Origin of the sequence: Streptomyces sp. NPDC002176, from assembly GCF_044903645.1 — a bacterium.
Lineage (GTDB): Bacteria > Actinomycetota > Actinomycetes > Streptomycetales > Streptomycetaceae > Streptomyces.
The window spans coordinates 569,501-595,733 of record NZ_JBJDQW010000002.1 but is presented as its reverse complement, the minus strand read 5'-3'; the positions used below and the strand labels follow the sequence as shown (position 1 = coordinate 595,733).

Here is a 26,233-nt window from a genome sequence, read left to right as displayed (position 1 = left end):
ACGATGGTACGGCGCCGGTGGGGGCCGACGGGTAGTGCCTCAGCGGTCGTCTGCGTCACGCACCGGCGGGCGACTTGTCCGTTCCATCTCCAGTTCGCGCACCAGGTCCTGCAGTTCGGACCTGATCCAGTCGCGGGTGGCGACCTCGCCGAGGCCCGCCCGGAGCGCGGCGATCTCGCGGGTCAGGTACTCGGTGTCCGCGATGGACCGCTCGTTCTGCTTGCGGTCCTGCTCCAGGTTGACCCGGTCGCGGTCGTCCTGCCGGTTCTGCGCGAGCAGGATCAGCGGGGCCGCGTAGGACGCCTGGAGGGACAGCATCAGGGTCAGGAAGATGAACGGGTAGGAGTCGAAGCGCACCACGTCCGGTGCCGCGATGTTCCACAGCACCCAGACGATGATGACGACCGTCATCCAGACGATGAAGCGTCCCGTGCCCAGGAACCGGGCGATCCGCTCCGACAGCCGGCCGAAAGCCTCCGGGTCCCACTCCGGGACCACCCGGCGGCGCGGCGGGCGCGGCTGGTCCAGCCGCGGTACGCGCGGCCGGGACGCGGTGGCGCCCGCCGGGGAACGGTCGCGGCCCTCACGGCCGCCGTCGCGCTCAGCCATGCGTGCCCGCTTCGCGCCCGGCGCCGGTCTCCGGCATCTCGTCCAGGTGGAACTCCGTCTCGCGCCAGTCGTCGGGCAGCATGTGGTCCAGTACGTCGTCCACGGTGACCGCGCCCAGCAGCGACCCGGACTCGTCCACCACGGGCGCGGCGACCATGTCGTACGTGGCGAAGAACCCGGCGATGACCGGCAGCGAGGCGTCCGGGGACAGTGGCTGGAGGTCGTCGTCGAGCTGCGAGCTGACCAGGGTGTACGGGGGGTCGCGCAGCAGCCGCTGGAAGTGCACGGTGCCCAGGTACTTGCCGGTCGGGGTCTCGTCCGGCGGGCGGCAGACGTAGATCTGGGCGGCGAGCGCGGGGGAGAGGTCGGGGTTGCGGACCCGGGCCAGCGCGTCGGCGACCGTGGCGTCCGGGCGCAGCACGATCGGCTCGGTGGTCATCAGCCCGCCCGCGGTGTGCTCCTCGTACGACATCAGGCGCCGCATGTCGGCCGCGTCCTCGGGCTCCATCAGGCTCAGCAGGCGCTCCTTGTCGTCCTCCGGCAGCTCGCCGAGCAGGTCGGCGGCGTCGTCGGGGTCCATGGCCTCCAGGACGTCGGCGGCGCGCTCCTCCTTGAGCTTGCCGAGGATCTCGATCTGGTCGTCCTCCGGCAGCTCCTCCAGCACGTCCGCGAGCCGGTCGTCGTCCAGGGCGGCGGCCACCTCCGCGCGCCGCTTGGGGGAGAGGTGGTGGAGCACGTTGGCGAGGTCGGCGGGGCGCAATTGCTCGAAGGTGGCCAGCAGATTCTCCGCGCCCTGCCCGTGCTCCTCCAGGGAGAACCCGGTGACGGCCGACCACTCCACGGTCAGCGTCTCGCCCTTGGCCCGCCGGAAGGCGCCGCCCTTCTTGCCCTTGCGGACGAAGACCCGGTCCACCTCCCACTCGCGGCGCGCGGGCAACTGCTGCAGGGAGAGATCGAGGACGGTTACCTCCTCGCCGCTCTCCACCAGTGTCACCCGGCGGTCCAGCAGCTCCCCGAAGACCAGGCGCTCGGTGGGCCGCTGCTCGAAGCGGCGGACGTTGACCACGCCGGTGGAGATGACCTGGCCGGAGTCGATGCCGGTCACCCGGGTCATGGGGAGGAAGATCCGGCGCCGGGTGGACAGCTCCACCACCAGCCCGAGCACGCGCGGCGGGCGGCGGCCGACGCGCAGCATGACGACGATGTCGCGGACCCGGCCGACCTGGTCGCCCGCCGGGTCGAAGACGGGGACCCCGGCGAGGTGCGAGACGAAGATCCGGGGAACACCGGCTGCCATCTGTGCTTCCTTTGCCGTGCTCGGGATGCGAGAGGAGATGCGTAAGGAGATGCGTAAGGATCGGTACGGATTCGCTCTGATATGGCCACGTGTGTGCGCTTCAGGCTAGCCCGTACCGATCGGAAACGCCCCGGCGGGCGGTCCGGACGGACGGGCTCCGCCCGGAGCGCGTGCCCCCGGTACGCTGCCGTACGCCCATTCGGCACCGGCAGAGAGGCAGCCCCACCTGTGACTGCGATTCCCCAGGCACGCATCCGCAGAATCGCGCGGGTGACCGCGCTGTGCGTGCTGGCCGTGTCGGCGCTGACGATGCTGACGGGATGCGGCGAGGAGGACCCGGACGCCGGGACCAACGGGGTGGGCCGACTGCCCGCGCGGAAGATCCAGGAGAAGAGCCGGGCGGCGGCCGACGCGGCACCCGCGGTGCACCTGGCCGGGACCGTGGTCACCGGCGGCGTCACCTTCACGCTGGACATGCGGCTGAAGTCCGGCGGCGGCAGCGGCTCGGTGACCTCGAAGAACTCCAGCTTCAAGCTGCTGCGGGTCGGCGACGAGCTGTATCTGAAGGCCGACGCCGCCTTCTGGAACCACGGCGGGGACACCTCGGCCGCGGGCAAGCTGGCCGACAAGTACGTGAAGGTCCCCCAGGACGACCCGGCGTACAAGAAGTTCAGCGGCTTCACCGAGAAGGACGTGCTGCTGCCCGCCCTGCTCACCCTGCACGGCAAGCTCGCCACCGCGGGCCACCACGAACAGGCCGGTACCCGCACCATCCGCGTCAGCGGCGACGGCGGCCCCGGCGGCACCCTGGACGTCTCCCTGGAGGGCAAGCCCTACCCGCTGCGCCTGGTGCGCGGCGGCGGCGCGGGCACCCTCACCTTCGCCGAATGGGGCAAGGACTTCCCCGCGGCCGAACCCGCCAAGTCCGAGACGGTCGACTACGGCGGCCAACTGCCGGGTTCCTGAAGCCTGTCGAGCCTCAGCCCCGCTTGCGCCGCCGGGCGAGCAGCCTGGGCAGCGCGGCCGGTACGGGTACGCGGGTGGTCGCCGGGGTGGGCAGCGGGGGCTCGGCCAGGCTGCCGGTGGGCGGCGGCGCCACGGCCCCGGTGGGGACCAGACGCAGCACCACGCACTCGCGGGCCCAGCGGGCCGGGATCTCCTCGGCGCCGGGGGCGTTGAGCCGCTTGCCCTTCAACTCCGCGACCGCCGCCTCCCATTCGGGCGAGGCGGGGTCCAGCCGGTGCGCGGTCGCCCACCAGGTGACGAGCCGCCCGCCCTTGTCCTTGCTGCGCACCGCCACCTCGGCCGCCCCGCCGTCGGTCAGGCCGGGCAGCGGCTGCTCACCGCCACCGTCACCGACCAGCACGGCCGCGCCCTCGTGCCAGACGTGCCACACCGGGCGCGCGGCGGGCGCGTCGGCGCCCCGGACCCAGATCAGGCCGGACTTCTTGGTGGCCTCCTCGATGAGGGCCTGGTCGAAAAGGGCCTGGGCGGGCGGCTCGCTGGTCATGCGCCCAGCCTATCCAGCGGCGCCCGCCCCTCCAGGAGCGCTCAGAGCCAGCCGTTGCGCTTCAGCGTGCGGTGGATGCCCAGACAGAGGACGACCGTGATGCTCATGATCACCGGGTAGCCGTACTTCCAGTGCAGCTCGGGCATGTACTTGAAGTTCATGCCGTAGACCCCGCACACCATGGTGGGCACGGCGATGATCGCGGCCCAGGCGGTGATCTTGCGCATGTCCTCGTTCTGCGCGACGGACGCCTGCGCCAGGTTGGCCTGGAGGATGGAGTTCAGCAGCTCGTCGAAGCCCATGACCTGCTCGTGGACGCGGGCCACATGGTCGGCGACGTCGCGGAAGTACTTCTGGATGTCGGGGTCGATCAGCCGCATCGGCCGCTCGCTCAGCAGCTGCATCGGGCGCAGCAGCGGGGCGACCGCGCGCTTGAACTCCAGTACCTCGCGCTTGAGCTGGTAGATCCGGGCCGAGTCGACACCGCGGGAGACACCGCCGTTGCGGCCGGGGGAGAAGACCTCCGTCTCCACCTCGTCGATGTCGTCCTGCACCGAGTCCGCGACCGCGATGTAGCCGTCCACCACATGGTCGGCGATGGCGTGCAGCACCGCCGAGGGGCCCTTGGCGAGCAGCTCGGGGTCGTCCTGCAGCCGGTGGCGCAGCGCCCGGAGCGACCCCTGGCCGCCGTGCCGCACGGTGATGAAGAAGTCCCGGCCGGTGAAGCACATGACCTCACCGGTGTCGATGACCTCGCTGCTGGCGGTGAGCTGGTCGTGCTCGACGTAGTGCACGGTCTTGAACACGGTGAACAACGAGTCGTCGTACCGCTCCAGCTTGGGCCGCTGGTGGGCCTGGACCGCGTCCTCCACGGCCAGCGGGTGCAGCCCGAAGGCGCTCGCGATACCGGCGAACTCGGCCTCGGTCGGCTCGTGCAGGCCGATCCACACGAAGCCGCCGTCGCGGCGCACCTCGCGCATCGCCTCCTGCGGGCTGAGGGTGCGTCCGCTCTCCACGCGGGAGCCGTCGCGGTAGACGGCGCAGTCGACCACGGCCGAGGACGTGGTGGTGTCGGTCTCGCAAGGAGCCGCCGCCTCCTTGCGCGGGGCGGGGCGGGAGGACGGTCGGACCACGGCTCGCAGGTCGCGGATCATCGACATGGGCAGGCTCCTTCGCGGGCGGGCAACGAAAGTGCGCCTGCGACGGGTGGAACTACCCGGAATGGGGACGTTCGGACTGCATGCGTTTGGCACGTCCACAAAGCGGGGAGCACCGCACCGTCGCGGTGGCGACTTCGCTACTGATGCAGGACTGAGTGAGATCAGGCAGATCAGGCAAAGCGAAACGAAGTGCTCTTCCGGACGGCGAGGCGAACGAAAAGGTGGCGGTCGGCCAGGAATGACATCAACAGCCGGAAGAACGAGTGGTACTGCACGGTCGACTTCGATCCATGACAGCCCCACCTCCTCCGGCCGGTCCCTCGTAAGGGAGTCTCATCGGCGTCGGGGACTCGACGGCGAGCATGTGCACGCGGCCCCGAACCACCGGCTCAGCGTAGCAGCAGCCCGTGATGTCAAGGCGCGGCTTTGCCCGCCACTGACGAGTTCTATGCTCACCGCATGGTTGATGTTCTTCCTCTGGTCGAGGCGCGGCTGAACTCGGCGCTCGGTGCACCGGACGCGCGTGCCTCGGTCACCTTCCTCGGCGCGGACCGCATCGAGGTGCTCCGCTTCCAGGAGGGGGACGTGGTCCGCTACGCCACGCTGGGCATGTCGGCGCACCCCATGAGCGACCCCACGGCGATGGTCGCCGACCCTATTGAGGGCCCGCGCGCCGAGCTGTTCCTCTCCGTCCGCGCGGGACTCGTCGACACCGGCCCGGTGCTCCGCCCGCTCGCCGTGCTCGCCGCGTCCCCGCAGGTCGAGGGGGTCGTGGTGGCACCCGGTGCCTCGCTGGACGTGGGCGAGCCGCTGTGGCCCGGCGCGCCCTTCACCTCGGTGCTCGTGGGGGAGCCGGGCGGACTGGTGGAGGACCTGGAGCTGGACGCCCCGCTGGACCCGGTGCGCTTCCTGCCGCTGCTGCCGATGACCCCGAACGAGGCCGCGTGGAAGCGGGTGCACGGCGCGGGGGCGCTCCAGGAGAGGTGGCTCACCCACGGCACGGATCTGCGCGACCCGAACCGCGCGTCCGTCCCGCTGGGGTGAGCAAGCTCACCAAGTGCCTTGTGGAAGCGCGGAGTTGACCGGACCCCGGAATCGCGTCGGGGCCGTCCGGGTGATCGTCCTTGACGTGCGGCGGCCGGGGTAGGACCGTGGGGCTCTATGAGGGGCGAACCCAGTTGCCCGAGGTGTGGTGGCCGGGTCAGGGCTCCCGGCCTATTCGCCGATACGTGGCAGTGCGACGCGCACGGCGCGGTGTACCCGCTGCAGCCCGTGATCCCGCCCAGCGTCGAGGCCCTCACCGCCGTGGTGCAGCGCACCCGGGTCCCGTTGTGGATGCCGTGGCCGCTGCCGGTCGGCTGGCTGTTCACCGGCGTCGGCTACGCGGGGGACGCCCCCGGCGGCGGCCGGGCCACCGTCGTGGCCTGCTCCGGCCCCAGCCCGCTCGGCGGTCCGGGCGAGCTGATCCTCGTCGCCGAGGAACTGGGCGTCGGCCTCGGCGCGCGGTACGCGGGTCTGGACAGCCCCGACCCCGGCCCCTACCTGGACATGGAGAAGCCGCCGCAGGCCAAGGTGCTGGCCGCCGGCCGCCCCACCTCGCTCTGGCATGTCACCGGCACCCCGGACGACCGCGCCGTCTTCGCGGGCGAGGCCCTCGGCGTCTGGCTGTGGGCGGTCACCTGGCCCACCGAGTCCGGCCTGCTGATGTACGACGAACTGGTGCTGACGGATCTGCGGGACGCGGGCCCCGAGGTCGACCTGGTCCCCTGCGGGGCGCTCTCACCCCGGCTGATGCGCCCCTGAACCCTAGGGGAGCCCTAGGGGGCTGTAGGGGGCGCTCCCCGGCTGTGGGGGTGACAGGGCATGCCGTTCGCGCGGCTATCCTTAGGTGTCTTCGCCGTCCCGTCAGCTGTCTGGAGTAGCCGTGCGCATCGACCTGCACTGCCACTCCACCGCCTCCGACGGCACGGACACCCCGGCCGAACTGATGCGCGCGGCCGCCGGGGCCGGGCTGGACGTGGTCGCACTGACCGACCACGACACCACCCGCGGCCACGCCGAGGCGCGGGCAGCCCTTCCCGAGGGGCTCACCCTCGTCACCGGCGCCGAACTCTCCTGCCGGACCGACGGCGTCTCCCTGCATCTGCTGGCCTACCTCTTCGACCCCGAGGAGCCCGCCCTGCTCGCCGAGCGCGAGCTGGTCCGGGACGACCGGGTGCCGCGCGCCCACGCGATGATCGCCAAGCTGAACGCGCTCGGCGTACCGGTCAGCTGGGAGCAGGTCGAGCGGATCGCCGCCGGGGGCACGGTGGGCCGCCCGCATCTGGCGTCCGCGCTGGTGGAGCTGGGTGTCGTCCCGACCGTGAGCGACGCCTTCACGCCCGAGTGGCTGGCCGACGGCGGCCGGGCCTTCGTGGACAAGCACGAGACCGACCCCGTCGAGGCGATCCGGCTGGTGAAGAGCGCGGGCGGCGTCACCGTCCTCGCCCACCCCGCCGCCGCCAAGCGCGGCCGCACGGTGCCGCCGGACGCGATCGCCGCGATGGCGGCCGCCGGGCTCGACGGCCTCGAGGTCGACCACACCGAGCACGACCAGGACACCCGGACCCGCCTGCGTGGTCTCGCCCGAGACCTGGACCTGCTGGTCACCGGCTCCTCGGACTACCACGGCACCCGCAAGACCGTCGCCCTCGGCGAGAACACCACCGACCCCGAGGTCTACGGGGAGATCATCCGCCGGGCGACCGGCGCGTTCCCCGTACCGGGGACCGGCGGGGCCTGAGCCCCCGAGCGCCACCCTTCTGCTTTCCCCTCACCCGATCACCCGCACGTCCGCCGCGCGCGCCCGCCTCCTGCTCACGCAGGGGCCCAGGGCGTCCCGCGGCGGTGGCTCCAGCACGCAAGGCACACGATGTTCGACCTCGCCGTCTTCGGCTCCCTGTTCCTGACCCTCTTCGTCATCATGGACCCGCCGGGGATCACCCCGATCTTCCTCGCCCTCACCGCCGGGCGGCCCGCCAAGGTCCAGAAGCGGATGGCCTTCCAGGCCGTCTGCGTGGCGGGCGGGGTCATCGCCGTCTTCGGCCTTCTCGGCCACCAGATCCTCGACTACCTGCATGTCTCGGTCCCGGCGCTGATGATCGCGGGCGGACTGCTGCTCCTGCTGATCGCGCTCGACCTGCTCACCGGCAAGACCGACGAGCCCAAGCAGACCAAGGACGTCAATGTCGCCCTCGTCCCGCTGGGCATGCCGCTGCTCGCCGGGCCCGGCGCGATCGTCTCGGTGATCCTGGCCGTACAGAAGGCCGGAAGTGTCGCCACGCAGATCTCGGTCTGGACGGCGATCCTCGCCATCCATGTGGTGCTGTGGCTGGTGATGCGTTACTCGCTGCTGGTCATCAAGGTCATCAAGGACGGCGGTGTCGTCCTGGTGACACGGCTCGCGGGCATGATGCTCTCCGCGATCGCCGTGCAGCAGATCATCAACGGGATCACTCAGGTGATCCGGGGGAGCTGAGACTCGGCCTCGGCTCCCCCGGAAGGCTTGAGTGTCGTGCGCCCTACGAGGCCGGGCAGCCTTCTGCGGGGCGGATCCACAGGCGCTGGCCGATGGCGGCCGCCTGCTGCACGATCCGGTTGACGGAGGCGGCGTCCACGACGGTGCTGTCCACGGTCGAGCCGTCGACCTCGTCGAGTCGCATGATTTCGAAGCGCATGAAGGCTTCTCCCTTCGTCTGGTCATCCTCCAGAGGAGAACTACTGGTGCGCGACGTGTTGTCGCGGTGTCACATGTGTAGACAACGAGCGGCCTACCGCAAACATTCCCTACGCTAAGGAAATTTTTTCACGGGCTAATTACTGTCCGGTAAAAAGACCGCGCGACGGGACTGACGGGGACCGGTTGTGTTCGCAGCGTGACGGCCGGGACAATGGACCCGATGAACGAAGACCTGGCGGCTCTGGGTGCCCGCATCGACCACACCAACGAACTGCTTCAACGCATGCTCGCCGAGGTGGCGAAAACACCCTCCACCCACGCGATCTTCGTGGACGCGGGCTATCTCTACGCGGCCGCCGGGCGCCTGGTGGCCGGTACCGAGGACCGCCGCGCCTTCGACCTGGACGCCGAGGGCCTGATCGACGCGCTCATCGACAAGGCCCGCTCGATCTTCGCCGACAGCCGCCTGCTGCGCGTGTACTGGTACGACGGCGCCCGGCGCCGCATCCACACCGCCGAGCAGCAGTCGATCGCCGAGCTGCCCGACGTCAAGGTCCGCCTCGGCAACCTCAACGCCCACAACCAGCAGAAGGGCGTCGACTCCCTGATCCGCACCGACCTGGAGTCCCTCGCCCGCCACCGCGCGATCAGCGACGCGGCCCTGCTCGGCGGCGACGAGGACCTGGTGTCGGCGGTCGAGGCGGCACAGGGGTACGGCGCGCGCGTCCACCTGTGGGGCATCGAGGCACCCGAGGGCCGGAACCAGGCCGAGCCGCTGCTGTGGGAGGTCGACAGCCAGCGCACCTTCGACCTGGAGTTCTGCAAGCCGTACGTGTCCCGCCGCACGTCCGCCTCCTACGAGGCCACGCCCGGCAACCGGCCGACCCGCGACGACGTCCGCTTCGTCGGCGCCCAGATCGCGGCGAAGTGGCTGGTCTCCCGGGGCCGGGACAGCCTGATGGAACTCCTCCCCGGTCACCCGTACCTGCCCGGCTCGGTCGACCAGGACCTCCTGGTGGAGGCGGAGGGGCTGCTCCAGTACTCCCTGCGCGGCCAGGCCGACCTGCGCCGGTCCCTGCGGGACGGGTTCTGGGAACACCTGCAGACGCAGTACTGACACCAGCCAAAAGGCCCGGCCCCCTTGTCGAGCAGGGGGCCGGGCCTTTTGGCTGGTGCGGGTTCCGCTACGCCTCGGAGGGCTCCACGGCGGCGACCTTGCGGGCCCGGCGGCGCGGCTTGGCCTCCGGCTCCTCGCTGGCCTGAGCCGGGATCTCCGTCGCGACGGCCTTCGCGGCCGCCGTCTTCCGCGTACGGCGGGGCTTGACCTCGGCCTCGGGGGCCTCGGCCACCTCCGTCGCGACAGCGGCCTTGCGGGTACGGCGCGGCTTGGCCTCCGCGGTGTCCTCGGCGGCGGCGGCCGTCTTGCGGGTACGGCGCGGCTTGGCCTCCGCCACCTCGGCCGTGTCGACGGCGGCGGCGGCGGTCTTCCGGGTGCGACGCGGCTTGGCCTCGGCCTCGGGGGCCTCGACCGGCTCCGCCGCGACGGCGGCCTTGCGGGTGCGGCGCGGCTTGGTCTCCGCCACCTCGGCCGTGTCGACGGCCTTGACGGCGGCGGTCTTCCGCGTGCGGCGGGGCTTCGTCTCGGCCTCAGGGGCCTCCACGACCGGCTCGGCCGCGACGGCGGCCTTGCGGGTACGGCGCTTCGGCGCAGGGGCCTCGGCGACCGGCTCCACGACCGGCGCCTCGACGACGGCCTCGGTCACGACCGGAGCCTCGGCACGCTTACGGGTACGACGGCGCGGCGGGGCCGGAGCCTCGGTGACGGCCTCGGTGACCTCGGGCGTGACGGCGGCGGCCTCGGCCGACGCACCGCTCCGGGTACGGCGACGCGGCTGCTTCGGGGCGTCCGGCACCACCGGGGCCTCCGGCGTCGTCACCGTCTCCACCGCGGCGACCGCGGCAGCCGTCGGCTCGCCCGACGCCCCGGCGCGCGTACGGCGACGGCGGCGCGGGGTGCGGGGCGCCTGCGGCTCCTCCACGGACGTGGTCTCCGCCGAAGCGGGAGCGGGAGCGGCACCGGCCTCCACCGCGGCACCGCCACGCATACGACGACGACGGCGCGGGGTGCGCTCCGAACGCTCCGCACGCTCCCGCTCAGGCGCGGCCTCGGGGCGGCTGCCACGGGCGGACCGGCCGCCGCGCGCACCACGGCCCCCGGTCTCGCCGAGGTCCTCCACCATCTCCGCGCCGAGCCCGGCGCGGGTGCGCTCCGAGCGCGGCAGGACACCCTTGGTGCCCGCCGGGATGTTGAGGTCGGAGAAGAGGTGCGGGGACGTCGAGTACGTCTCCACCGGGTCGTTGAAGCCCAGCTCCAGCGCCTTGTTGATGAGCTGCCAGCGCGGGATGTCGTCCCAGTCGACGAACGTGATCGCCGTGCCCTTGTTGCCCGCGCGGCCGGTGCGGCCGACGCGGTGCAGGTACGTCTTCTCGTCCTCGGGGGACTGGTAGTTGATGACGTGGGTCACGCCGCCGACGTCGATGCCGCGCGCGGCCACGTCGGTGCAGACCAGCACGTCGACCTTGCCGTTGCGGAAGGCGCGCAGCGCCTGCTCGCGGGCGCCCTGGCCGAGGTCGCCGTGGACGGCGCCGGAGGCGAAGCCGCGGCGCTCGAGCTGCTCGGCGATGTCGGCGGCGGTGCGCTTGGTGCGGCAGAAGATCATCGCCAGACCACGGCCCTCGGCCTGCAGTATGCGCGCGATCATCTCCGGCTTGTCCATGGAGTGGCCGCGGTAGACGAACTGCTTGATGTTGGCGACCGTCGCGCCCTGGTCGTCCGGCGCGGTGGCGCGGATGTGGGTCGGGCGGGACATGTAGCGGCGGGCGAGACCGATGACCGCGCCCGGCATGGTGGCCGAGAACAGCATGGTCTGGCGCTTGGCCGGGAGCATGTTGACGATCTTCTCGACGTCGGGCAGGAAGCCCAGGTCGAGCATCTCGTCGGCCTCGTCGAGCACCAGGCACTTGACGTGGCTGAGGTCCAGCTTCTTCTGGCCCGCGAGGTCGAGCAGTCGGCCGGGGGTGCCGACGACGACGTCGACGCCCTTGTTCAGGGCCTCGACCTGCGGCTCGTAGGCACGGCCGCCGTAGATGGCGAGGACGCGTACGTTGCGCACCTTGCCCGCGGTCAGCAGGTCGTTGGTGACCTGGGTGCACAGCTCGCGGGTGGGCACGACGATGAGCGCCTGCGGCGCGCTGGTCAGCGCCTCCGGGGCGGCACGGCCGGCCTCGACGTCGGCGGGGACGACGACGCGCTCCAGCAGCGGCAGGCCGAAACCGAGGGTCTTGCCCGTGCCGGTCTTGGCCTGGCCGATGACGTCGCTGCCCGACAGGGCGACCGGAAGGGTCAGCTCCTGGATCGGGAACGGGTTGATGATGCCGACGGCTTCCAGCGCCTCGGCGGTCTCGGAAAGGATGCCGAGGTCACGAAATGTCGTAGTCAGGGTTTTTGCCTCTTCTGTGTGCGCGGCACGAGGCGAGCGCGGGGATCATGTCTGACCGTGCCGGGGACGTCGGTCGCCGTACGGGCGAACCAACTGGGGCAAGCCGTATGACACGGGACCTCTGCCGACGCTCTAGCGCTCGAACCGCTAAGGATGTCCCTCCGCTCGCCGTACGCGTGGTGCCGTACGGACGGGAAGGGCTGTCAGGTCGGAGCCGATCGGGCCACCGACCGGGCATCCTCATGCGTGCGCCGCTGCCAGAAGGCATGTGAGCGCACCGAACACTGTCGGCGCACTCAGCAGGCGCAATACCACCATACCCCGGATCGGCGCACACGCGATGGCCGAATTGGTCACGTAGTGGTGGTCACAGTGGTTGACCAGGGGCTTCCGGGACGGGGTGAGCGGGCTATTGTGCGCCTCATGACTAGCTCTGACAAGCCTGAGAACCCCGAGAACGCGGGCGCCGCCGACGGCCCCACCGGTGTCGCCGCCCAGGACTGGGCGCAGGCCGCGGCGGAGCCGCAGTACCGCGCGGCTGTCGTGGACCTGCTCGGCGCGCTCGCGTACGGCGAGCTGGCGGCGTTCGAGCGGCTCGCCGAGGACGCCAAGCTGGCGCCGACCCTCGCGGACAAGGCGGAGCTGGCCAAGATGGCGTCGGCGGAGTTCCACCACTTCGAGCGGCTGCGCGACCGGCTGACCGAGATCGGCGCCGAGCCCACCGCCGCGATGGACCCCTTCGTCGCCGCGCTGGAGAGCTTCCACAAGCAGACGGCGCCCTCGGACTGGCTGGAGGGCCTGGTCAAGGCGTACGTCGGCGACTCGATCGCCAGCGACTTCTACCGGGAGGTCGCCGCCCGCCTCGACACCGACACCCGTGAGCTGGTCCTCGCCGTCCTGGACGACACCGGGCACGCGGAGTTCGCGGTGGAGAAGGTCCGCGCGGCCATCGACGCCGATCCGCGCGTGGGCGGACGGCTCGCGCTGTGGGCGCGGCGGCTGATGGGCGAGGCGCTGTCGCAGTCGCAGCGGGTCGTCGCGGACCGGGACGCGCTCTCCACCATGCTGGTCGGCGGGGTCGCGGACGGCTTCGATCTGGCGGAGGTCGGGCGGATGTTCACCCGGATCACCGAGGCGCACACCAAGCGGATGGCCGCACTGGGCCTCGCGGCCTGACCGCCGGTCTGACTGCCGGTCAGGGGCGGCTACGCGGGCGCGGATCGCCCGCGGAGCCGCCCGGCCGGGCGCAACAGCAGCGACAGGGACGCGGCGGACACGACGGCCGCGCCGAGCAGGGTGAGCAGGACCGGGGCCGGGCCCAGGGCGCTGTGCGTGACGAAGTCCCCGAAGAGGGCGCCCGCGACCGCGGTGGCGAAGACCAGCGGGCGGGTGGGCAGCCGGTGCGGCAGACGCCGGGCGGCCGCGAAGGCGAGGACGAGGCCGAGCGCGGCCGAACCGAGCACTTCCAGGATCATCGAGGGGTCCCTCCCACGTCGGCGTGCTCGTACGGTCACAGCCCGACATACCCGTGACCTGCGCGTCGCAATCCTCCCCTGTGCCCGGTGTGTGCGCGAGCTGTGCGCGCCGGGGCACGCGAGAGGGCCCGGCGGCACAGTGCCACCGGGCCCTTCACGGGTGTCGCGCCTACAGCGTGCCGAAGCCCACCTTGCGAGCGGTCGGCGCGCCGATCTCGACGTACGCCAGACGGTCAGCGGGGACCACGATCTTGCGGCCGCGCTCGTCCTCGAGGCTCAGCAGCGGCGACTTTCCGGCCAGGGCGTCGGCGACGACGCGCTCGACCTCCTCGGCGCTCTGACCGCTCTCCAGAACGATCTCGCGGGGCGCGTGCTGCACGCCGATCTTGACCTCCACGGCTATGTCCCTCCGACGGTCAGTGATGTGCGCGATCTGCCGCGCCGTACGCTGCACACATTAGCCCGGTGAGGGGACGCGCATGCCTCCGGCGGGAACGCCATCAGCGAACACGCCCCACCGGCGCGCTGACGTCAGTGGTGGTCGGTGCCGTGCAGCGGGAAACCGGCGATGCCGCGCCACGCCAGCGAGGCGAGCAGCTGCACCGCCTGGTCGCGGGGCACGCTGCGGTCGCTGTGCAGCCAGGAACGGGCCACCACCTGGGCGAGTCCGCCGAGGCCGGAGGCGAGCAGCATGGACTCCGCGCGGGACAGGCCGGTGTCCTCCGCGATGACCTCGCAGATCGCCTCGGCGCACTCCGTGGTCACCTTGTCCACGCGCTCGCGCACGGCCGGCTCGTTCGTCAGGTCCGACTCGAAGACCAGGCGGAAGGCACCGCCGTCGTCCTCGATGTACGCGAAATAGGCGTCCATGGTCGCCCGTACGCGCTGCTTGTTGTCGGTCGTCGAGGCGAGCGCGGCGCGCACGGCCTGGATCAGCGCCTCGCAGTGCTGGTCCAGCAGGGCGAGGTAGAGGTCGAGCTTGCCGGGGAAGTGCTGGTAGAGCACCGGCTTGCTGACTCCGGCGCGCTCGGCGATGTCGTCCATCGCGGCCGCGTGATAGCCCTGGGCGACGAAGACCTCCTGGGCAGCGCCCAGCAACTGGTTGCGCCGGGCTCGGCGCGGCAGACGGGTGCCGCGCGGGCGTGCTGCCTCTGTTTGCTCGATGGCTGTCACGCCGCCTCCCTATGTCGTCCCACTCATGCGGTGTCGCCGCGCGGCCATCGTACTTTTCGGTAACCCCGGTGTGCGCGGTGCGAGCGCAGAATTTCACGTACCGGACGACGGCGAAAGCCATGGCCCTCGGCCCGGTGCCCGACCGGTCAGCGGTAGTCGTCCTCGTCGGTGCTGACCACGCGTGCCTGTTCGATCAGATCGCCCTCGCTGCCCCGGTCCGGGTCCACCTCGCTCAGCGGCTCGTCCCGCTCCTCCGAGAGGGGGGCGCGCTGCTCGACGGCGTCGTGCTCGGGGGCCTCCACGGCGATCTGCGGCTCGTCGCCGTCGTCGGGGCTCTCGATCTCGTCCGGCTCGGTGGGGTAGTGGGCCATGACGGCCTCCCTTCCTTCCAGCATCCGTCCAGGAACCTCTGGCTCGGGCGGGTACCCCGCGGGTGCGCTGTCATACGAGCCTAGGAGACGGCCCAGGGCGACGCCACGCCATCGGCGAGAAGCGAGGCCCTGTGTGGTCCCGCGAGGCCCTGTGAGGGCGAACACATGAGCTGCGGTGTGATCGTCTCGTAACATTGGCGCATGTCTTCGACCGAGTCACCTTCCGTCCCGGCCGCGAGCGTGCTCCCCCGGGTCGCGCCCGTGAGGGTGGGCGACGGCGAGCGGATGAGGTCGGTGCGGCTGCCGGGGGTCACCCTGTCGGTCCGGTCCCGGCCGCCCGCGCGGGACGGCCTGGAGCCCGCGCTGTACGTGCACGGCCTCGGCGGTTCCTCGCAGAACTGGTCCGCGCTGATGGCCGAGTTGGACGGCGTCGTCGACGGCGAGGCGGTCGATCTGCCGGGCTTCGGCGACTCCCCGCCGCCGGACGACGGCGACTACTCCGTCACCGGGCACGCGCGCGCCGTCATCCGGTATCTCGACGCGGCCGGACGCGGCCCGGTCCATCTCTTCGGCAACTCCCTCGGCGGCGCGGTCTCCACGCGCGTGGCCGCCGTGCGCCCGGACCTCGTCCGCACCCTGACCCTGGTCTCGCCCGCCCTGCCGGAGCTGCGCATCCAGCGCAGCGCGGCCCCCACCGCCCTGCTGGGCGTGCCCGGCGTGGCCGCGCTGTTCAACCGGTTCACCCGCGAGTGGACCGCCGAGCAGCGGGTGCACGGCGTGATGGCCCTCTGTTACGGCGATCCCGCGAGCGTGTCGCCGGAGGCGGTGCAGTACGCGGTGGAGGAGCTGGAACGGCGCCTGAGGCTGCCGTACTTCTGGGACGCGATGACCCGCTCGGCGCGCGGGATCGTCGACGCGTACACCCTGGGCGGGCAGCAGGGACTGTGGCGGCAGGCCGAGCGGGTACTCGCGCCGACCCTGCTGGTCTACGGTGGCCGTGACCAACTCGTCGGCTTCCGGATGGCCGCCAAGGCCGCCCGCTCCTTCAGGGACTCGCGTCTGCTGTCCCTGCCGGACGCCGGGCACGTGGCGATGATGGAATATCCGGAGCTGGTGGCCAGGGCGTTCCGCGAACTTCTCGCGGAGAGCGCCGCGTCGGGCGCCACGAACGCGGAGAACTGAGGGCAGGGGTGGGACGACACAGCCGCCGAGGACCGGTTCCCAAGGGGGACGCCTCGGCCATAGAGGGCACGCACCCGGCGACCGGGACCGCGGAGGGCGTCACCGGGACGGGTGACTTCGCCGTCCGGGGGCGTCCCCGGAGCGACGGTCAGGACGCCTCGGGCGCCGGATCGGGTGGCCGGGGTCCGCGGGGCGGTGAGTCGTGGAGCGCCGGGCATCAGGGTCTGGGTGCCTTCGGCGCGACCGTGAGCGGTGCCGGGCGGCATGTCCCGCCGGGCCGGGACCGGAACGAGAGCGACCGGGGCCCCTTCGCCGAGGGGTTCGGGCAGGCGCGTGGCGGTCACCCCGAACAGCGTGAAGTGGGCGGCGGCTGGGGGGAGTTCGAGGGCAAGGGCACCGCCCGGCGCACCACACCGGCCCCCTTCCCCCGGCAGCGGCGCGCGGAGCAGGTGGACGCGGGTCCGGGCCCCCGCCGGGAGTACCTGGACGCCTTCGCCGAGGGCGCCGCACCCGAGGGGCCCCCGCGCACCGGGGTGCCGGAGCCGAGGACCGCGCCGGGCGAGGGCGGAACGCCTCCGACGGCCGAGCCCGCGCCCCGGCACGGCGGCAAGGGGCGGGCCTTCACCGGGGTCGCGGCGGCCGCCGTGACGACCGTGCTCGCCATCGTGGTCGCCGGACAGGTGGCCGACGGCCGCGCCCAGGGCGAGTCACGCGCCCAGGCCGCCACCGGCGGGCTGCCGGTCGGCGCCCAGGCCGTCCCGTCCAGCGCGCCGAGCGCCGTCCCGCTGACGTACGCGCAGAAGATGGGCCGTCTCTATCCCCTGGGGGCGACCCTCAAGGGTTCCGGGAAGTTCGACACGGTGCCCGGCTCGGCCAAGGCGCCCGGCAAGGGCACGAAGATGACCTACCGGGTCGACGTCGAGCAGGGACTCGGCCTGGACGGCCTGCTGTTCGCCGACGCCGTGCAGCGCACCCTCAACGACGACCGGAGCTGGGCGCACGGCGGGGAGCGCACCTTCGAGCGGATCTCCTCCGGCAAGCCGGACTTCGTGATCACGCTGGCCAGCCCCGGCACCACCGCCGAGTGGTGCGCCAAGTCGGGCCTGGACACCACCGAGGACAACGTCTCCTGCGACTCGGCGGCCACCGAGCGCGTGATGATCAACGCCTATCGCTGGGCGCAGGGCAGCGTCACCTACGGGGACGCCAAGATCTACCCCTACCGCGAGATGCTCATCAACCACGAGGTCGGCCACCGGCTCGGGCACGGACACGTCAGCTGCCAGAAGAACGGCCAGATCGCCCCGGTGATGCAGCAGCAGACCAAGTTCCTCGACCACGACGGAATCCACTGCCTGCCCAACGCCTGGCCGTACCCGAAGAGTTGAGGCACGAGTAGACCGATGCGCACTCATGTCACATTGACATGAGTCGCAAGTTCGTTCATATTTCTGCGCATGTGGTCCCGTCACGCCGTCTTCCGCAGCGCCGCCATCGAGCTGGCGCTCATCGGCGTGACCGCCCTCTGCGTGGCCGACATCGACTGTCGCTGACGCCGCCTCCCTGGCGTCCGCGTCGATGCGTGCCCTTTTCCTCCTGCCGCCCGTGACCTCTGTCGCGTGCCGCCCTCTCGACGACTGACGCCGGGGCCGACGCCTGTCCGCAGGTGTCTCACTCCTCGTCCACCTGTCTCACCCCTCGGGAAATCCCGGCGGGTTCCCCGAGAGGTCGTCTTCTCCGATGCGTCAACCGTCCGTCATAGCGCGCCGCGTGGCAGCGGCATCCGTCAGCCTGGCCGTGGCAGCGGGCGCCGCCGCCTGCGGTCCCGAGGACAACGATGCCAAGGGCGCCGGTGCCGACTCCACGCCCCACAAGGGCGGCACGCTCACGGTGCTGAACGCCGAGGCCCAGACCGACTTCGACCCGGCCCGCCTCTACACCTCCGGCGGCGGCAACGTCCCCTCGCTGGTCTTCCGCACCCTCACCACGCGCAACCGCGAGAACGGCGCCGCGGGCGCCAAGGTGGTCCCCGACCTCGCCACCGACACCGGCCGCCCCAACAAGGACGCGACCGTGTGGACGTACACCCTGAAGGACGGGCTGAAGTACGAGGACGGGACGCCGATCACGTCGGCCGACATCAAGTACGGCATCGAGCGCTCCTTCGCGCCCGAACTCTCAGGTGGCGCGCCCTACTTGCGGGACTGGCTGAGCGGTGCGGCCGACTACCAGGGGCCGTACAAGGACAAGAAGGGAGGGCTGAAGGCGATCGAGACGCCGGACGCGCGCACGATCGTCTTCCATCTGAACAAGCCCGAGGGCGAGTTCCCGTTCCTCGCCACCCAGACGCAGTTCACGCCGGTGCCGAAGGCCAAGGACACCGGTACCAAGTACGAGCAGCACCCGGTCTCCTCGGGCCCGTACAAGGTGGTCAGCAACCAGAACGACGGCGAGCGTGTCCTGCTGGAGCGCAACCCGCACTGGAGCGGTGACGACGAGCGCAAGGCGTACCCGGACAAGGTCGACGTGCGCTCCGGGCTCGACTCCTCCGTCATCAACCAGCGGCTCGCCGCCTCCCAGGGCGCCGACAAGGCCGCCGTCACCACCGACACCAACCTCGGCCCGGCCGAACTCGCTCGGGTCAGCGGCGACAAGAGCCTCGCCGCCCGCGTCGGCACCGGCCACTTCGGCTACACGAACTACATCGCCTTCAACCCGAAGGTGAAGCCGTTCGACGACCCCAAGGTGCGCCAGGCGATCTCGTACGCCGTCGACCGCTCCTCGGTGATCAACGCGGCCGGAGGTTCCGCGCTCGCCGAGCCCGCCACCACCTTTCTGCCCGACCAGAAGTCCTTCGGGTACACCCCGCACGACCTCTTCCCGGCGGGCAAGTCCGGCAACGCGGCCAAGGCGAAGGAACTGCTGAAGGAGGCCGGGCACCCGAACGGGCTGACCGTCACCCTCACGCATTCCAACAGCAAGGACTTCGAGACCAGCCCGGAGATCGCCACCGCCCTCCAGGACGCCCTGAAGAAGGCCGGGATCACCGTCAAGCTCCAGGGCCTTGAGGACAACGACTACCGGGACAAGATCCACAGCATCAAGACCGAGCCCGGCTTCTTCCTCGCCCACTGGGGTGCCGACTGGCCCTCCGGCGGCCCCTTCCTCGCCCCGATCTTCGACGGCCGCCAGATCGTCAAGGACGGCGCGAACTTCAACACCGGTCTGCTGGACGACAAGTCGGTCAACACCGAGATCGACGCCATCAACAAGCTGACCGACCTGAACGCCGCCGCCGCCCGCTGGGGCGCGCTGGACAAGAAGATCGCCGGACAGGCCCTGGTCGTCCCGCTGTTCCACCCCGTCTACAAGCGCCTGTACGGCTCGGACGTCAAGAACATCGTGATCAGCGACTGGACCGGCGTGCTGGACATCTCCCAGGTCGCGGTGAAGTGACCCGGTGAGCGAAGCACTTGTCGCCGTCGAGGCCGCCGGGGCGGACATCACCGCCCCGGCGGCCTCGGGGGCCCGTCAGTTCTGGCGGCGGCTGCGTGCGCAGCGGGCCGCCCTGGTCGCCGCGGCCGTCGTCGCGCTCCTCGTCCTCGTCGCGCTCGCCGCGCCGCTGCTCACCGCGCTCGAGGGGCAGGACCCCACCACCTACCACCCCGACCTCATCGACTCCGCGCGCGGCGGCGTCCCCGTCGGGCCGCTCGGCGGGATCAGCGCCGAGCACTGGCTCGGTGTCGAACCGCAGACCGGCCGCGACCTGTTCGCCCGGCTGGTGGAGGGCGCCCGCGTCTCGCTGGGCGTCGCCTTCGCGGCCACGCTCATCCAGGTGCTCATCGGTGTCACCGTCGGCGTGGCCGCCGCCATGGGCAGCCGCTGGCTGGACCAGGTCCTCAGCCGGATCACGGACGTCATCGTCGCCCTGCCGCTCATGATCATGGCGCTGGCGCTGCTGGCCATCGTGCCCGCGAGCTTCCCCCGCCCGGTGCTGGTCGCGCTCGTCATCGGGCTGATCGCCTGGGGCAACATGGCCAAGATCGTGCGCGCCCAGACCCTCACCCTCAAGGGGCTCGATTACGTGGCCGCCGCCCGGCTCAGCGGCTGGGGCGCCGTGCGCGTGGCCCGCCGCGAGCTGCTGCCCGGCCTCGCCGCGCCCGTCCTCACCTATGCCGCGCTGATGGTGCCCAACAACATCTCCACCGAGGCCGCCCTGTCCTTCCTCGGCGTCGGCGTGAAGCCGCCGACGCCCTCCTGGGGACAGATGATCACCGCCGCCGACGTCTGGTACCAGGCCGCGCCGCAGTACCTGCTGTTCCCGGCCGGTGCCCTGTTCACCACCGTGCTCGCCCTCACCGTCCTCGGCGACGGCGTCCGCACCGCACTCGACCCCCGCGCGGCCTCCCGGCTGCGCGTCGGCACCGGCCGCGCCCGGAAGGAGGACGCCGCGTGAACGGCTTCGGCGGATTCCTGCTGCGCCGCGCGGCGGGCATGGCCATCACCCTGCTCGCCGTCTCGGTCCTCGTCTACGTGGTCTTCTACGCCACCCCCGGCAACGTCGCCCAGATCACCTGCGGCCCGCGCTGCTCCCCGGAGCAGGTGCACCAGGTCGCGGCCCAGCTCCGGCTCGACGACCCGCTCTACCTGCGCTACTTCCACTTCCTGGAGGGGCTGTTCGTCGGCCAGGACTACTCCACCGGCACCTCGGTCGAGCACTGCGCGGCACCCTGCCTCGGGCTCTCCTACCAGAGCGACCAGCAGGTGCTCACCCTCCTGCTGGCCAAGCTGCCGGTCAGCCTCTCCCTGGTGGTCGGCGCGATGGTGCTCTGGCTGGTCATCGGCGTCGGCACCGGCGTGCTGTCCGCCTGGCGGCGCGGCCGGCTCTCCGAGCGGGTGCTGACCGTGCTCACGCTTTCCGGCTGGGCCACGCCCGTGTTCGTGCTCGGCCTGGTGCTGATGATCGTGGTCTGCGGCGAACTCGGGCTGCTGCCCTTCCCGCAGTACGTGCGCTTCACCGACGACCCCGAGCAGTGGGTGTGGAACCTGCTGCTGCCCTGGCTGTCGCTGGCGCTGATCGAGGCGGCCGCGTTCGCCCGGCTCACCCGCTCGGCCATGCTGGAGACCCTCGCCGAGGACCACATCCGCACGTTCCGCGCCTACGGCGTCGGCGAGCGCGCCATCGTCGGACGGCACGCCCTGCGCGGCGCGCTCGCCCCGGTCATCGCGCTCAACGCCAACAACGTCGGCTCGGCCATCGGCGGCGCGGTCCTCACCGAGACGCTGTTCGGGCTGCCCGGCATCGGCCAGGAGCTGGTGCACGCGGTCAAGGTCGTGGACCTGCCGGTGGTGGTCGGCCTGGTCCTGGTCGTCGCCTTCTTCGTCATCATCGCCAACGCCGTCGCGGACGTCCTGTACGCGCTGGCCGACCGCCGGGTGGTCCTCGCATGAGCCTGGTCGAAGTCACCGACCTCACCGTCGAGTTCGGCGCCCTGCGGGCCGTGGACGGACTCTCCTTCACGCTGGAGAAGGGGGCCGCGCTGGCGCTCGTGGGGGAGTCCGGGTCCGGCAAGTCCACCGTCGCCGGTGCGCTGCTGGGGCTGCACCGGGACACCGGGGCACGGCTCGGCGGCTCGGTCCTGGTCGCGGGCACCGACGTGGCCGCCGCCTCCGACGCCGAGCTGCGCAAGCTGCGCGGGGCCAAGGCCGCCATGGTCTTCCAGGACCCACTGTCCTCCCTCGACCCGTACTACGCGGTGGGCGACCAGATCGCCGAGGTGTACCGCGTCCACACCCGCGCCCCCCGGCGGGCGGCACGCGCGCGGGCCGTCGAGGTGCTGGACCGGGTCGGCATCCCGGACGCCGCCCGGCGCGCCCGGTCCCGGCCGCACGAGTTCAGCGGGGGCATGCGCCAACGGGCGCTCATCGCCATGGCGTTGGCGTGCGAACCGGAGCTGCTCATCGCGGACGAGCCGACCACCGCGCTCGACGTCACCGTGCAGGCCCAGATCCTCGACCTCTTGCACACCCTGCGCCAGGAGAACGGGCTCGGTCTGCTGCTCGTCACCCATGACGTGGGCGTCGCCGCCGAGAGCGCCGAGGACGTGCTCGTCATGCGGCACGGCCGAGCTGTCGAACACGGGCCGCTGCGCCAGGTGTTGACCGCGCCGGAGCAGCCTTACACCCGTGAACTCCTCGCCGCCGTACCGCGCGTGGACGTTGTCCGTGCCGCGTCCGTCGAGCAGCCGGGGGAGACCGTGCTCGAAGTGGCCGCGCTGCGGCGGGAGTTCGGGCGCGGGAGGCGGGCGTTCACCGCCGTGGACGACGTCTCGCTGACCCTGCGCCGGGGCGAGACCCTGGGCATCGTGGGGGAGAGCGGCAGCGGCAAGACCACGCTGGGCCGCATGCTGGTCGGACTGCTGGAGCCTTCTTCCGGCACCATCCGGTACGAGGGACGCGCGCACCGCGGGGTCGACCCGTCCGTGCAGATGGTGTTCCAGGACCCCGCCTCCTCCCTCAACCCCCGCCGCACGGTGGGCGATTCGATCGCCGACCCGCTGCGCGCCAAGGGGGAGCTGGACGACAAGGCCGTACGGGAACGCGTGACCGGACTGCTGGAGCGGGTCGGTCTCGAAGCGGCCCACCACGACCGCTATCCGCACGAGTTCAGCGGCGGACAGCGCCAGCGCGTCGGTATCGCGCGGGCCCTCGCCGCCGACCCGCGCGTCATCGTCTGTGACGAACCCGTCTCCGCGCTCGACGTCACCACCCAGGCCCAAGTGGTCGCGCTGCTGGACGAGTTGCGCCGGGAACTCGGGCTCGCGCTCGTCTTCATCGCGCACGACCTCGCCGTGGTCCGCCAGGTCAGCGACCGGGTAGCCGTCATGCGCCGGGGGTTGATCGTCGAGACCGGGCCCGCCGACGAGGTGTACGAGAACCCGCGCGACCCGTACACCCGCCAACTCCTGGCCGCCGTACCGGCCCTGGACCCCGAGGTCGCTGCCCGACGCCGGGAGGCGCGGCGGGAGCCCGCTCCGGCGTAACGTTTCGCGTGCGGACCGTCACCGACCGATCTCTTAGCGTGTCGGAACGCGGCTCGCCCGCGAAAGTTACGACCGTTCACCCCTTTTGGTGGTGCGACGGACAACCGTCCGTCGCGCCACCGCCCTCTCCGCGTACGTTCGTCCCGCTGCGAGCCGCCGGGACGACGGCGGCTCCCACACACGGGAGATCGGGGGTGCACGCGTGCGCATCGGACTGCTTACCGAGGGTGGCTATCCGTATGCCGGCGGTGACACCGGGCTCTGGTGCGACCGGCTCGTGCGCGGGCTCGGGCAGCACGAGTTCGACGTCTACGCGCTCAGCCGCGGCGAGCGGCAGCAGGGCGACGGCTGGCTGCCGCTCCCGCCGCAGGTCAGGCGGGTGCGCACCGCCCCGCTGCGGACGGCCGGGGACGAGGGCGGCACGCTCGGCCGCCGCGCCCGCAAGCGGTTCGCCGAGCACTACGGCGAGCTGCTCGGCGCGGTCTGCGGCCCGCGGGAGGGCTCTTCCGCCGAAGTGGCGGACCGTTTCGGCAACGCGCTGTACAACCTCGCCGAACTCGCCCGCGACACCGGCTCCCTGACCGGAGCCCTCCGCTCCGACCATGCCGTGACCGCCCTGGAGCGCGCCTGCCGCACCCCCGGCGCGCCGCGCGCGGCGCACGAGGCCCGCGTGCCCGACCTGCTGGCCGTCACCGACCACCTCGCCCGCGCCCTCGGCCCCCTCTCCCTCGACTGGTACGGCGCGGACGCCCTCGGCGCCGTCGACCTCTGCCACGCCACCTCCGGCGGCGCCGCCGCCCTGCCCGGCCTGCTCGCCCGGCACTTCTCCGGCGTCCCCCTGCTGGTCACCGAGTACGGCGTCCAGCTCCGCGCCCACTACCTCGCGCTCGGCCCCGACACCGCAGCCCCCGCCGTCCGCGCGCTGCTCGCCGCTTTCCACGGGCGGCTCGCCGCCGAGGTCTACCGGCGCGCCGAACTCCTCACCCCCGGCAGCAGCCACGCCCGCCGCTGGCAGGAGCGGTGCGGCGCCGACCGGGCCCGCATCCGCACCGTCCATCCCGGCATGGACGCCGAGCGGTTCGCCGAGGTCGGCGAGGCACCCGACCGCGCCGACACCGACACGCTGGTCTGGGTCGGCCGGATCGAGCCCGGCCGGGACCTGGTCTCGCTGCTGCACGCCTTCGCCGAGGTCCGCAAGGAGGAGCCGCACGCGCGGCTGCGCATCGTGGGCGTGCCCGTGGGCGCCGAGGGGGAGGCGTACCTCGCGCAGTGCCGGGCGCTGGCCGCCCAGCTCTTCCCGGACGAGGCGGAGGGGCTGCACGCCGAGGGGGACAACCCTGTGTCGTTCACCGAGGTGGGGGCGCCCGAGGCGCCGACGCTGCCCGACGCGTACGCCGCCGGTGCCGTGGTCGTGCTGTCCAGCGTGGTCGAGGGGTTCCCGGTCAGCCTGGCCGAGGCCATGTTCTGCGGCCGTGCCACGGTGTCCACGGACGTCGGCGCGGTGGTCGAGGTCATCGGCGGCACCGGGCTCGTCGTACCGCCGCGCAACCCGCGGGCGCTCGCGGAGGCGTGCGTGGCGCTGCTGCGCGACCCCGAGCGCCGGGCGCGGTTGGGGGCGGCGGCGCGGGCTCGCGCGCTGGAACTGTTCGGCGTCGAACAGAACATCACGGCATTTCACGGCATTTACCTGGAGATCATGTCGCACTGTCCGGTGCGGCGGGCCGACGTCGACGACACCGGTGAGCCGCTGCCGTTCGCCGTCCCCGCCGAGGCCCACGTACCCGGCCGCTGGACCGTCCCCACGGCCCGCGCCCTCCTGCGCGGCCGGGGCTCACCCGCACCGGTGCGCGCGACCGAGGGGGCGCGATGAGAGGCGTGGAGAGAACCGGGCCGGGGCCGGTGAACGGCACGGTGACGCCGGAGACCGCCTCCGGTGCCGACGGGACCCCGGAAGCCGACGGCGACGCCCGCGGCAGCGCCCCCCGCCGAGGTGCCGTCGACCCCGTGAAGGCACTGCTGCACCAGCACCGGGAGCTGTGCGAGCGGGCCGTGGACCCGCTGGAGATCGCGGCCGGGCTGGAGTCGCACGGCTTCACCGACCGCTCCGCCGCCCGGTACCGGCACCGGGACGTGTTCTCGCTCGCCGAGGAGCTGTACGCGCGCGTGCCCCGCGACGCGGACCCGTCCCCCGAGCCCACGCCCGGCCCCGGCCCCCGTATCCGTACCGGGTGGGTGCTGCTCACCCTGCTGCCCGGTGCGGTCGCCACGGGCACCGTGGTGGGGCTGCGGTTCAGCCACGGCACCGCCCGCCCCCTGGTGGCCCTCGGCGGACTGCTCGCCCTGACCCTCGCCGTACGCGCCGCGCTCGGCCGGGGCCCCCTCGCGGCCCGCCCCGGCGCCGCCCCGAGGCCCTCCGCCCCCGTGTGGACCGTCTGCCTCCTCGGGTACGCCCTGCTCGGCGACGGCCTGCTGGACGCCGTGGTGAGCGGCGGCCCCGACGCGCTGCCCACCGGCGCCCCGGACGGCCCCTGGCCCGCCGCCACCGCGCCCGTACTGGCCCTCGCGCTGGCCTGCGCCCCCGCCGCCTGGTGCGCCCACCTGCTCGACCTCGGCGCCCGCCGACGGCTCGCGGGCAGCCGGGGCCTGGAGGACTTCACCTCCGGCGCGCGCCCCCTGCTGCTCGGCGTCCTCGCGCTGTACCTGGCCGCGCTGACCGGCCTGCTCGCCCTGACCGGCGCCGCACTGGGCGAGGACCCCGCCTACCCGCGGGCCCTCACCCTGGGCGCCCTGCTGTTCCTCGCCCGCCTCCTCACCGCCCACCGGCACCGGCACGCCCCGGCCGTGGTCCTGGGCGCGGCGGCGGCCGCCGAACTGGCCGCCCCGGCGCTGGTCCTGAGCGGCCGCCTCCCCGACTGCGGCTTCCTCGCCGTCCCGGTGACGACCCTGGTCGACCCCCTGGGGGCGGCCGCGATCCCCACCCTGACCTGCGGCTGCGCGGCCCTCGTCCTCCTGGCCCACGCCCTGCGCACCCTCACCCGAGCCTCGGCCCACGCCCCCGTGGGGGGCCCGGAGTGAGGCATGCGCGCCCCGCCTTCCCCCCACGGCACCGGCGCCCCACCGCCCCTCGCCCTCTCCCCCCATTCATCCCTGACCTGCATCCCTGAGAAGGAGAACACCAGATGACCACCTCCCGAC

Annotated in this window: 26 protein-coding genes; 16 read left to right on the top strand and 10 right to left on the bottom strand. The window is 72.5% G+C overall.

The window, feature by feature from the left end:
• Positions 1-39 precede the first annotated feature (39 nt).
• Entirely contained in the window at positions 40-609 is a 570-nt protein-coding gene (locus ACI2LY_RS10905) for a DUF1003 domain-containing protein (protein ID WP_393912540.1), read from the bottom strand.
• Positions 602-1,906, bottom strand: a complete 1,305-nt coding sequence (locus ACI2LY_RS10900; protein WP_404706881.1) for a magnesium transporter MgtE N-terminal domain-containing protein — start codon at positions 1,904-1,906, stop codon at positions 602-604. The genes ACI2LY_RS10905 and ACI2LY_RS10900 overlap by 8 nt, the downstream gene beginning before the upstream one ends.
• Before the next feature lie 228 nt (positions 1,907-2,134).
• Here ACI2LY_RS10900 and ACI2LY_RS10895 point away from each other — a divergent pair, with 228 nt between their 5' ends.
• A complete protein-coding gene (locus ACI2LY_RS10895; RefSeq protein WP_404706880.1) occupies positions 2,135-2,872 on the top strand; it encodes a hypothetical protein in 738 nt (245 codons plus the stop codon).
• Positions 2,873-2,885: 13 nt separating this feature from the next.
• On the opposite strand, the gene ACI2LY_RS10890 is transcribed toward ACI2LY_RS10895, so the two are convergent.
• Together ACI2LY_RS10890 and ACI2LY_RS10885 are read right to left on the bottom strand one after the other, a co-directional pair.
• Positions 2,886-3,416, bottom strand: a complete 531-nt coding sequence (locus ACI2LY_RS10890; protein ID WP_404706879.1) for a hypothetical protein — start codon at positions 3,414-3,416, stop codon at positions 2,886-2,888.
• A gap of 41 nt (positions 3,417-3,457) precedes the next feature.
• Complete coding sequence (locus ACI2LY_RS10885; RefSeq protein ID WP_404706878.1) at positions 3,458-4,576, bottom strand: magnesium and cobalt transport protein CorA; 1,119 nt, start codon at positions 4,574-4,576, stop codon at positions 3,458-3,460.
• Between the two features lie 459 nt (positions 4,577-5,035).
• Here ACI2LY_RS10885 and ACI2LY_RS10880 point away from each other — a divergent pair, with 459 nt between their 5' ends.
• From ACI2LY_RS10880 to ACI2LY_RS10865, 4 genes are all read left to right on the top strand, one after another.
• Entirely contained in the window at positions 5,036-5,620 is a 585-nt protein-coding gene (locus ACI2LY_RS10880; protein WP_404706877.1) for a suppressor of fused domain protein, read from the top strand.
• 117 nt (positions 5,621-5,737) lie between these two features.
• Positions 5,738-6,379: a DUF6758 family protein gene (locus ACI2LY_RS10875; protein WP_404706876.1), complete on the top strand. Its 642-nt coding sequence runs from the start codon at positions 5,738-5,740 to the stop codon at positions 6,377-6,379.
• 121 nt (positions 6,380-6,500) lie between these two features.
• On the top strand, positions 6,501-7,358 hold the full coding sequence (locus tag ACI2LY_RS10870) for a PHP domain-containing protein (protein ID WP_404706875.1): 858 nt from the start codon (positions 6,501-6,503) through the stop codon (positions 7,356-7,358).
• Between the two features lie 129 nt (positions 7,359-7,487).
• Positions 7,488-8,093, top strand: a complete 606-nt coding sequence (locus ACI2LY_RS10865) for a MarC family protein (protein ID WP_404706874.1) — start codon at positions 7,488-7,490, stop codon at positions 8,091-8,093.
• A gap of 43 nt (positions 8,094-8,136) precedes the next feature.
• Here ACI2LY_RS10865 and ACI2LY_RS10860 read toward each other — a convergent pair whose 3' ends face one another.
• Entirely contained in the window at positions 8,137-8,292 is a 156-nt protein-coding gene (locus ACI2LY_RS10860) for a hypothetical protein (RefSeq protein WP_086693633.1), read from the bottom strand.
• Positions 8,293-8,514: 222 nt separating this feature from the next.
• Between ACI2LY_RS10860 and ACI2LY_RS10855 the strand changes: the two genes are divergently transcribed.
• Positions 8,515-9,411, top strand: a complete 897-nt coding sequence (locus ACI2LY_RS10855; protein WP_404706873.1) for an NYN domain-containing protein — start codon at positions 8,515-8,517, stop codon at positions 9,409-9,411.
• Positions 9,412-9,478: 67 nt separating this feature from the next.
• Here ACI2LY_RS10855 and ACI2LY_RS10850 read toward each other — a convergent pair whose 3' ends face one another.
• Positions 9,479-11,665, bottom strand: a complete 2,187-nt coding sequence (locus ACI2LY_RS10850; RefSeq protein ID WP_404707310.1) for a DEAD/DEAH box helicase — start codon at positions 11,663-11,665, stop codon at positions 9,479-9,481.
• Between the two features lie 543 nt (positions 11,666-12,208).
• Between ACI2LY_RS10850 and ACI2LY_RS10845 the strand changes: the two genes are divergently transcribed.
• Entirely contained in the window at positions 12,209-12,970 is a 762-nt protein-coding gene (locus ACI2LY_RS10845) for a ferritin-like fold-containing protein (RefSeq protein ID WP_404706872.1), read from the top strand.
• A gap of 29 nt (positions 12,971-12,999) precedes the next feature.
• Here ACI2LY_RS10845 and ACI2LY_RS10840 read toward each other — a convergent pair whose 3' ends face one another.
• The 4 genes from ACI2LY_RS10840 to ACI2LY_RS10825 form a co-directional block, all read right to left on the bottom strand.
• Entirely contained in the window at positions 13,000-13,269 is a 270-nt protein-coding gene (locus ACI2LY_RS10840) for a hypothetical protein (RefSeq protein WP_404706871.1), read from the bottom strand.
• Between the two features lie 169 nt (positions 13,270-13,438).
• Positions 13,439-13,666 carry a DUF3107 domain-containing protein gene (locus tag ACI2LY_RS10835; RefSeq protein WP_388995842.1) on the bottom strand — a complete coding sequence of 76 codons (228 nt, stop codon included), beginning with the start codon at positions 13,664-13,666 and terminating at the stop codon, positions 13,439-13,441.
• Positions 13,667-13,800: 134 nt separating this feature from the next.
• Complete coding sequence (locus ACI2LY_RS10830) at positions 13,801-14,442, bottom strand: TetR/AcrR family transcriptional regulator (protein ID WP_161146898.1); 642 nt, start codon at positions 14,440-14,442, stop codon at positions 13,801-13,803.
• Positions 14,443-14,588: 146 nt separating this feature from the next.
• A complete protein-coding gene (locus tag ACI2LY_RS10825) occupies positions 14,589-14,813 on the bottom strand; it encodes a hypothetical protein (protein ID WP_404706870.1) in 225 nt (74 codons plus the stop codon).
• A 201-nt stretch (positions 14,814-15,014) separates the two neighbouring features.
• On the opposite strand from ACI2LY_RS10825, the gene ACI2LY_RS10820 reads away from it, so the two are divergent.
• The 9 genes from ACI2LY_RS10820 to ACI2LY_RS10780 all read left to right on the top strand — a co-directional run bounded on the left by ACI2LY_RS10820 (position 15,015) and on the right by ACI2LY_RS10780 (position 26,113).
• Positions 15,015-15,995 (top strand): alpha/beta fold hydrolase, encoded by a 981-nt coding sequence (locus ACI2LY_RS10820; protein WP_404706869.1) that lies wholly within the window; start codon positions 15,015-15,017, stop codon positions 15,993-15,995.
• A gap of 8 nt (positions 15,996-16,003) precedes the next feature.
• Positions 16,004-17,383 (top strand): DUF3152 domain-containing protein, encoded by a 1,380-nt coding sequence (locus ACI2LY_RS10815; protein WP_404706868.1) that lies wholly within the window; start codon positions 16,004-16,006, stop codon positions 17,381-17,383.
• A gap of 69 nt (positions 17,384-17,452) precedes the next feature.
• A complete protein-coding gene (locus ACI2LY_RS10810) occupies positions 17,453-17,548 on the top strand; it encodes an Ms4533A family Cys-rich leader peptide (RefSeq protein ID WP_324608470.1) in 96 nt (31 codons plus the stop codon).
• A gap of 187 nt (positions 17,549-17,735) precedes the next feature.
• Positions 17,736-19,451, top strand: coding sequence for an ABC transporter substrate-binding protein (locus tag ACI2LY_RS10805; protein ID WP_404706867.1), 1,716 nt, complete (start codon positions 17,736-17,738; stop codon positions 19,449-19,451).
• A gap of 4 nt (positions 19,452-19,455) precedes the next feature.
• On the top strand, positions 19,456-20,451 hold the full coding sequence (locus ACI2LY_RS10800) for an ABC transporter permease (RefSeq protein ID WP_404706866.1): 996 nt from the start codon (positions 19,456-19,458) through the stop codon (positions 20,449-20,451).
• Positions 20,448-21,446 carry an ABC transporter permease gene (locus ACI2LY_RS10795; protein WP_404706865.1) on the top strand — a complete coding sequence of 333 codons (999 nt, stop codon included), beginning with the start codon at positions 20,448-20,450 and terminating at the stop codon, positions 21,444-21,446. The genes ACI2LY_RS10800 and ACI2LY_RS10795 overlap by 4 nt, the downstream gene beginning before the upstream one ends.
• On the top strand, positions 21,443-23,038 hold the full coding sequence (locus ACI2LY_RS10790) for a dipeptide ABC transporter ATP-binding protein (RefSeq protein WP_404706864.1): 1,596 nt from the start codon (positions 21,443-21,445) through the stop codon (positions 23,036-23,038). Before ACI2LY_RS10795 ends, ACI2LY_RS10790 begins: the two co-directional genes overlap by 4 nt.
• Before the next feature lie 202 nt (positions 23,039-23,240).
• A complete protein-coding gene (locus ACI2LY_RS10785; RefSeq protein ID WP_404706863.1) occupies positions 23,241-24,908 on the top strand; it encodes a DUF3492 domain-containing protein in 1,668 nt (555 codons plus the stop codon).
• Positions 24,905-26,113 (top strand): hypothetical protein, encoded by a 1,209-nt coding sequence (locus ACI2LY_RS10780; protein ID WP_404706862.1) that lies wholly within the window; start codon positions 24,905-24,907, stop codon positions 26,111-26,113. The genes ACI2LY_RS10785 and ACI2LY_RS10780 overlap by 4 nt, the downstream gene beginning before the upstream one ends.
• Positions 26,114-26,233 lie beyond the last annotated feature (120 nt).

Excerpts from the sequence above, each read along its gene's own strand:
- ACI2LY_RS10900 (WP_404706881.1), bottom strand. The coding sequence starts at position 1,906 with ATGGCAGCCGGTGTTCCCCGGATCTTCGTCTCGCACCTCGCCGGGGTC.
- ACI2LY_RS10890 (WP_404706879.1), bottom strand. The coding sequence starts at position 3,416 with ATGACCAGCGAGCCGCCCGCCCAGGCCCTTTTCGACCAGGCCCTCATC.
- ACI2LY_RS10810 (WP_324608470.1), top strand. The coding sequence starts at position 17,453 with ATGTGGTCCCGTCACGCCGTCTTCCGCAGCGCCGCCATCGAGCTGGCG.
- ACI2LY_RS10860 (WP_086693633.1), bottom strand. The coding sequence starts at position 8,292 with ATGCGCTTCGAAATCATGCGACTCGACGAGGTCGACGGCTCGACCGTG.
- ACI2LY_RS10790 (WP_404706864.1), top strand. The coding sequence starts at position 21,443 with ATGAGCCTGGTCGAAGTCACCGACCTCACCGTCGAGTTCGGCGCCCTG.
- ACI2LY_RS10905 (WP_393912540.1), bottom strand. The coding sequence starts at position 609 with ATGGCTGAGCGCGACGGCGGCCGTGAGGGCCGCGACCGTTCCCCGGCG.
- ACI2LY_RS10840 (WP_404706871.1), bottom strand. The coding sequence starts at position 13,269 with ATGATCCTGGAAGTGCTCGGTTCGGCCGCGCTCGGCCTCGTCCTCGCC.
- ACI2LY_RS10805 (WP_404706867.1), top strand. The coding sequence starts at position 17,736 with ATGCGTCAACCGTCCGTCATAGCGCGCCGCGTGGCAGCGGCATCCGTC.
- ACI2LY_RS10875 (WP_404706876.1), top strand. The coding sequence starts at position 5,738 with ATGAGGGGCGAACCCAGTTGCCCGAGGTGTGGTGGCCGGGTCAGGGCT.
- ACI2LY_RS10880 (WP_404706877.1), top strand. The coding sequence starts at position 5,036 with ATGGTTGATGTTCTTCCTCTGGTCGAGGCGCGGCTGAACTCGGCGCTC.
- ACI2LY_RS10820 (WP_404706869.1), top strand. The coding sequence starts at position 15,015 with ATGTCTTCGACCGAGTCACCTTCCGTCCCGGCCGCGAGCGTGCTCCCC.
- ACI2LY_RS10885 (WP_404706878.1), bottom strand. The coding sequence starts at position 4,576 with ATGTCGATGATCCGCGACCTGCGAGCCGTGGTCCGACCGTCCTCCCGC.
- ACI2LY_RS10780 (WP_404706862.1), top strand. The coding sequence starts at position 24,905 with ATGAGAGGCGTGGAGAGAACCGGGCCGGGGCCGGTGAACGGCACGGTG.
- ACI2LY_RS10865 (WP_404706874.1), top strand. The coding sequence starts at position 7,488 with ATGTTCGACCTCGCCGTCTTCGGCTCCCTGTTCCTGACCCTCTTCGTC.
- ACI2LY_RS10855 (WP_404706873.1), top strand. The coding sequence starts at position 8,515 with ATGAACGAAGACCTGGCGGCTCTGGGTGCCCGCATCGACCACACCAAC.
- ACI2LY_RS10825 (WP_404706870.1), bottom strand. The coding sequence starts at position 14,813 with ATGGCCCACTACCCCACCGAGCCGGACGAGATCGAGAGCCCCGACGAC.